Genomic DNA, 6,278 nt, shown 5'->3' on the forward strand with positions numbered 1-6,278 from the left:
TTAAACTTGCTGGAGGTCACCTCGGTCCGGCTAAAGACCGGGTGACGGCTCATGCCTTATTGGCATGACGTGTTGCCTCGACCGTGCTTGCGCAGGTACGAGGCGAGGGCCACGTCACCACACGTTAATGCGTGTTGCGTACAATCCAGTTTTCAAGGACCGAGTCGAGGGGCTTTGCAAAGCTCACCTCGTTCGCACGATAATCGTACCCGAAGGTACGCCATCGTCGGCGATCTCAACCATCATCCCGCAGATCCGCAGATGCGGACTCTCTACGAGACGGCCTCGAGCAGGAATGATCTCTTTCAAGATCCATCAGGCTCAGAGGCCCGCCGAGGACGGCGCCTTGCGGCACCCTTTGTCTCTCAGCGAGGGGCGGCCTTTTAATCCGCGTCGTTCGCCTTGTCAACAACTTTTTTCATCGGAGGGTCGAGAACATTTTCACATTCTCTGGACCCGGCGACCTCTCCGAGGACAGCGCCTTGCGGCGCCTTGTGTCTCTCGGCGAGGGGCGGCTCTTTAAGCCGCGTCGTTCGCCTTGTCAACACCCTTCATCCGAGGACTGAGAATTTTCATTCTCGGGTCCGGGGACCCCACCGAGCGACGACGCCTTGCGGCGCCCTGTGTCTCTCGGCGAGGGGCGGCTCTTTAAGCCGCGTCGTTCGCCTTGTCAACAATCGATCGTCCGAGGGCCGAGAATATTTCACATCCTGTGGGCCCAGGGACCTCACCATCTCCAACGAGGGGTCAACCTAACCGCCTCCATCGGAGCGTCAACCGCCCGACGATCCGGAACGACGTGGCTTGCTCTCTTCATGTTGCGGCAGCGCGCCCTTGGGCGCCGGCTCGGGGGCGCGCTCCGCGGCCTCGTCCGCCGCCCCGAGCCCCTGCTCCGCGTTCTGCTTCGCGCTCGCCGCTCCGGCGGCCCCACTCCCCGCGGTCGATCGCTCCGAGGAGAAGCCCACGCCCCCGCGGCCCGACTCTTCATAAGAGCCGCCGCCGAGCGAACCAGGCGGGCGCATCTCCGCGTCGGGCGGGTGGGGCGTGCCGAACGGGTAAATTCCCTTCGATTGATCGACCTCGTCCGTGCGGCCTTTCCCCTGCGTGAGAGGATTGTTCGTTTCGTCGTCGCGCACCATCTCGTCCTCCACCGTGCACACAGGGTGCACCCGGCCTGCGCATCGCTGCGCGCCCGGGGGACGGCGTGCATTCGATATGCCTGCGGCGAAATGCACGCGAGCTCTGCCTTGACAAAGAAAGAGCGCTCGCATATCGTGGCTGTGGCTGCTGCGAAGTGCGCTTTCCTCGGGCGCGCTTCGGAGTTCAAATAACGAACCGGGGAAGGATCGTGGGTCGGCGACAGATCGCCGGCGTGCGAGCGTGAGGAGACGTGCGTCCTCTGAAGGAGGATGCGCTCCCGGGCTCGGCGCCGCGGCGACGTGCGACCTGCGCGATAGGGTTCGTTCGTTCACAAGGCGCCCGTACGGCAAAACGTGCAGGCGCCCGGGAAAGCAGCCATGGGCAATCTTCGCCTTGATGCGGTCGTGCGCCGGGAAGACAACGCGCTCGCCCGCATCGAAAGTCGTTTTGGTGTTCCGATCAAGCTCATCGCGCGGCCCGATGTCTCCGTCGAGGCAGAGGGTATCGCGGAGCTCCTCGAATTCGTCTCGCTCCAGGACACGCTCCTCTCCCTCTGGGAAGAGGAGCGCAAAGGCCGCATCACGCCCTTCTGGGGGGAGGGGCCAGGCCGCCTCGCGGCCGTCGTGCTCACGCCGGATTTCCACAAAGGATCCGGCATCCCCGTGGGCACCGTGGCCGACGCACGGGGGTTCGTCGTCCCGCGCGCCGTCGGCAATGACGTCTGCTGCGGCATGCGGCTCGTGGTCACGGACGTGACCCAGGACGAGCTCCTGCCGCACATGGCCGCCTTGAAGAAGCGCCTGCGGGCCATCTTCTTCCAGGGCCAGCGCAACATCCCCATGTCCCCCCGCCAGCGCGAGGCGCTCCTCCGGGACGGGCTCTGGGGGCTCGCCGAGACCGCAGCCGACAACCAAGGCACGGGGATCTGGCGGTATTACGACCCCACCCGAGAGCTCCGTGATCTCGAGCGGGTCCATTTCAACGGCGCCCTGCCCACCGCGGACACGTTCGCGTTCGCGAGCTTCATCCGCGCCTCGGGCAAGAGCGACGGCCGAGACATCCAGATCGGCTCCGTCGGCGGCGGCAACCATTTCGTCGAGTTGCAGCGCGTCGACGAGATCGTGGACGGCCACGCCGCGCACGCGTTCGGCCTCGCCCGCGGGGCCGTGACGATCATGGCGCATTCGGGCTCCGTCGGGCTCGGGCACGTGGTGGGCGGCCATTTCATGGCCCGCGCCCACGAGCTCTACCCGAAAGGCCTGCCCCACCCGGCGCACGGCTTTTACGTGATGCCGACGTGGGGGCCGCTCGCCGCCGAGGCGGCCGCGTACCTGTCCGCCATGCGCAACGCGGCGAACTTCGCCTTTGGAAACCGGCTCTTCCTCGTGCTGATGGCCGCGCGCGCGATGAGCGAGGTCCTCGGGCGAACGGTGGAGACGCGGCTCGTCTACGATGCGCCGCACAACCTCATCTGGGAGCCGGAGGGCAAGACGGGGCGCTTCCTCCATCGCAAAGGCGCCACGCCCGCGCCGGGGCCCGATCCTTTCACCAGCCCCTTCCAGTACACCGGGCATCCGGTGATCATTCCGGGCTCGATGGGTGACGCGAGCTGGGTGCTCGCGGGGCTCGGGAACGAGGCGCTGCTCGCGAGCGCCTGCCACGGCGCCGGCCGCAGCCTCACGCGGGGGCAGGCGAGCCACGTGAGTGACGCGGTCTACCGGGAATCGACGGGGAAGCTCGACGTGGTGACCCCGATCGACCCTGACGCGCCGTCCTTGCGCGGGCGGCGTGACATCCTGGAGAAGTACCACCGCCGGATGAAGGAGGAGGCGCCGTACGCGTACAAGGCCATCACGCCGGTCGTGCGATCGGTGGAGGAGGCCTCGGTGGCGCGGCGTGTCGTGCGGCTCGCGCCGATTGCGACGGTGAAAGGATGAGCCCCGCAGCGTGCACGCCCAGAGCGGGATTCCTGCCCCGAACGCTCAGTTTGTTGGCCCGCCTGGGCGGCCTTCGTAGCATGCGAAGGGCGCGATATGGGAAACGAAGCTGTCCAGAGCCAGGTCGCGGTGGGCGAGATCCTCGCCGGGAAGTATCGCGTCGAGCGTACCCTCGGCATGGGCGGCATGGGCGTCGTCGTCGCCGTCACGCACCTCGAGCTCCGGGACGAGCGGGCCATCAAGCTGGTCCGCGCGGATCTCACGCACCCGCAGATCATCGAGCGTTTCCTGCGCGAGGCGCGCGTCGTCGTGAAGCTCCGGAGCGAGCACGTCGCCCAGGTCTACGACATCGGCCGGCTGCCCACGGGCGCCCCGTTCATGGTCATGGAGCTGCTCCACGGCGACGACCTCTCGGCGCTGCTCAAAAAACGAGGCACGCTGCCCGTTCACGAAGCCGTCCTCTACGTCATGCAGGCCTGCGACGCCCTCGCCGAGGCCCACGGGCGCGGGATCGTCCACCGTGATCTCAAGCCGGCGAACCTGTTCCTCACGCACCGCGAGGACGGCTCGCCCTGCATCAAGGTCCTCGACTTCGGCGTCTCCAAGCACGTGCCCGAGGAGGGCGAGTCGGCCGAGCTGGAGATGACGAGCAACGGCGACATCATGGGCTCGCCGCTCTACATGGCGCCCGAGCAGATGCGCGCGGCCCGCGAAGTCGACGCGCGGGCCGACATCTGGGCCCTCGGCGCCATCCTCTACAAGCTCGTCACCGGGCGCGCCCCCTTCCAGCGAGCCACGACGCCCGAGATCTGCATGGCCGTCCTCGGCAGCGAGATGGCGCCGCTCCCGTCGTCGCTCCAGGGCGGGATCCCGTCCGGGCTCGAAGCCGTCATCATGCGGTGCCTCTGCAAGGACGTCGACTCGCGCTTCCCGCGCGCCCTCGACCTCAAGGCCGCGCTCTCGCCCTACAGCGAGCGCCGCGAAGGCTGGCCCGAGGACGAGCGCGTCTCGCTCGTCGACGATCCGCGCTCGTCGACGAGGGGCTCGAACAGCTCGCGCCCGATCCCCAAGAACATCGACGCCATTCTGCTCGGCTGCATCGGCAAGGACACAGGCCGCCGCGCCGCGCGGGCGAAGGGGCGAAGGAACGTGTCGGATCCGTTCCTCAAGAAGCGGGCCGAGGCCGCCGAACCGAAGGCGCTCGCCGCCACGTCGGCCGAACCGCCCGCCGACATGCCCCGGGATCCCGAGTTCTCGTGCGCGGGCGGCGGCACCGTCCCGATGGGGAGCACCGATCTCCGCAAAGCCCGTGAAATGAACTGCGGGCGGCCGCCTCAGGGCTCGCAACCCACGGAGCCCGCGCCCCCGCCCGACCCGGCCGGGGTGCTCGGCGCGATGAACCTCGAGGAGACGATCGACGAGGCGACCGCGCTCGCCCCGCCGCGGCTGCCGAGCTTCCCCGCGCCCCCGCCGCCCTCGGTGCGCACGTCGCTCCCGAGCTTTCGCGTGCCGAGCGCCGGCGAGCCCCTCGGAAACAGCATGGCGCCCTGGGACTACGCGCCGGCCTCCGCGCCGCGCGGCGCGAAGCCGGTGGCGTTCTTGGCGAGCGCGACGACGGCCGTGTTCATCGTCGTCGCGCTCATCATGGCCTTCACCACGGGGGGCGAGAGAAACATCGCGGAAGGCGCGGTGCGCGGCGCAGACATGCGCCCCGCGGCAGGCGGGATGCCCGCGCCCGCGGAGCCTGCGATCGCGCTGGAGCCCGAGGTCGACGCGTCCGCGACGGCGGACGAGACGGACGAGACGCCCTAGAACATCGAGCGGTTCAAGAACCGCTCGATGTTCTAGGCTTCTTTCGTCCCGAGGGGGACGCCTCGCGTCCCCCTCTCGCCCGGGCAAAGCCCGGTCGATTCACCCCCCGAGGCGAGCTCGCTTCGCGATCTCGCAGAGCATCGAACCGTTCGATGCTCTAGGGCGCGCAGTACGCGACGGTCCTGCCGCCGAGCGTCGCCGTCGCACACCCGCTGAAGCCCTGCGCCTTGCAGTCGACCTTCGCGGGCGTCCCGAGGTTGCAGAACGCGACCGTGCTGCCCTCGCACGCCTCAGCCGCCCCGAGATCGCAGCTCGGCGCGACGAACCCGCACGCCGCGCCCCCGGCAAACGCGCCGCTCTGCACAAATCCGCAGCCCTGGCCCTCGGGATCCAGCGCAGCGCAATCACGACGGCCGATCTTGCCGCCCGCGCACGTCTCCAGCACGTCGCCGTTGCACGCCTGCGAGAAGAAGCTGCAATCCTCGCCCTTTCCGATGCAGCCGATGTCGTTGCGTTGCGGATCGAAGCCGCAGGTCTCCCCGGCGATCGTGATCCGCTCCTCCTTCTCCTGCCCGTTGATGTGCACCATGTTGTACTGCGTGCGGCAATCGATCCGCTGGAGAAACCCATCCGCGCCGCATTGGACGAGCACGTCGGGATCCTCCGCAGCGCAGGTCGTCTTCGTCGTGCCGAACGTGCAGGGCTCGGCGCCGCAGCCAGCCCAGTGGCCCTTGTTGCAGGAGAGCCCCGCAGCCGCGCAGTCCATCGCAGCCGTCGGCTTGCCCTCAGGATCGCAGAGCACCCACGTCTGGCCCTCACAAATGCCATCGGCAGGGTTCGCCGCACACGCAGCCGAGAAGGTGTCCTTGGGCGGCGTGCAAGCGCGGACACCAGCGCAATCCTTCGCAGCGAGCTTGCATTCCATGCTCGCGATCTCAAAGCGGAGCTGGCCCGTGGCCGCCCAGTTCCAGGGCACGTCGAGCACATGGCCGAGGCAGGCCTGCATGCCGAGCGGCTCGCCGCCCTCCGCCTCACAAGCATTGATGCGCAAGCAGTCGTCGACCCGGGCGTCGAGCGCAGGTGGTGCAGGAGGAGGCGCAGGCGTCGCGGGGTCATCCCCGCTACACGCAAGCAAAAGCGCAACGAGGGGAAGCCAAGAAGAACGGTTCGTTGGGAAGAGCATCGCGCTCTTTAGCGCGTGCTCCGTTCCGCGCCGGGCGGCAGCACAGGATCGTCACACCGCCATCATCGTGGCGTCGCACCGCCGGGGCGCTGCCCCGGACCCCGCGGGGGGCTGTCCGCCCCCTCGACCCCGGACCAGGCACGGCCCTGAGCATTGGTCCCATCTCCCATCGGTACATTCGCCCCCTCTGACGACATTTAGAGGGG

At 68.4% G+C, this 6,278-nt stretch carries 4 protein-coding genes; 2 read left to right on the forward strand and 2 right to left on the reverse strand.

The window, feature by feature from the left end:
- Window positions 1-773 precede the first annotated feature (773 nt).
- On the reverse strand, window positions 774-1,139 hold the full coding sequence (locus QHF89_RS49625; protein WP_136936378.1) for a hypothetical protein: 366 nt from the start codon (window positions 1,137-1,139) through the stop codon (window positions 774-776).
- Window positions 1,140-1,517: 378 nt separating this feature from the next.
- Here QHF89_RS49625 and QHF89_RS49630 point away from each other — a divergent pair, with 378 nt between their 5' ends.
- Window positions 1,518-3,077: an RtcB family protein gene (locus QHF89_RS49630; RefSeq protein WP_136973397.1), complete on the forward strand. Its 1,560-nt coding sequence runs from the start codon at window positions 1,518-1,520 to the stop codon at window positions 3,075-3,077.
- A gap of 96 nt (window positions 3,078-3,173) precedes the next feature.
- A complete protein-coding gene (locus QHF89_RS49635) occupies window positions 3,174-4,889 on the forward strand; it encodes a serine/threonine-protein kinase (RefSeq protein WP_136973396.1) in 1,716 nt (571 codons plus the stop codon).
- Between the two features lie 157 nt (window positions 4,890-5,046).
- On the opposite strand, the gene QHF89_RS49640 is transcribed toward QHF89_RS49635, so the two are convergent.
- Entirely contained in the window at window positions 5,047-5,940 is an 894-nt protein-coding gene (locus tag QHF89_RS49640; protein WP_136973423.1) for a hypothetical protein, read from the reverse strand.
- Window positions 5,941-6,278: the final 338 nt, after the last annotated feature.

Source organism: Polyangium sorediatum (assembly GCF_029946465.1).
In the GTDB taxonomy this organism is placed as follows: domain Bacteria; phylum Myxococcota_A; class Polyangia; order Polyangiales; family Polyangiaceae; genus Polyangium; species Polyangium fumosum.